Source organism: Tamlana crocina (genome assembly GCF_012037625.1).
Genome location: NZ_JAAVJS010000567.1, coordinates 1 through 344 on the forward strand (window position 1 = coordinate 1; position 344 = coordinate 344).

A 344-nucleotide genomic window follows, 5' to 3' on the forward strand; every position below is an offset into this window, starting at 1 on the left:
GTTTTAATTGTGACAACAGGTCGCACTGCAACTATGTTGAAAAAAGAAAAACCTATTGCGAACTTTTTGAATAAGAAATGATGATTACAAAACTTGAAGAGAAGAAGCAAAGTATGTATGATACGGTGCTTAACCAGTTTGAAAAAACTGCCGACCTAATGGGTCTCAATCCTAATATTAAAAAGATTCTTGGTCTTACCAACAACGAGATCATTGTACATTTTCCCGTGAAAATGGATAATGGAGAAGTGGAGATCTTTACCGGTTACCGCGTGCAGCATAATAACGCGTTGGGGCCGTATAAAGGAGGTCTTCGCTATCACCCAACCGTGGATGTTGATGCT

Annotated in this window: 1 protein-coding gene; it reads left to right on the forward strand. The window is 39.2% G+C overall.

The annotated features are described in order from the left end of the window. Positions 1-80 precede the first annotated feature (80 nt). Positions 81-344, forward strand: a 264-nt coding sequence (locus HC176_RS18065; RefSeq protein WP_280818722.1) for a Glu/Leu/Phe/Val dehydrogenase dimerization domain-containing protein, incomplete at its 3' end; no start/stop codon positions are given.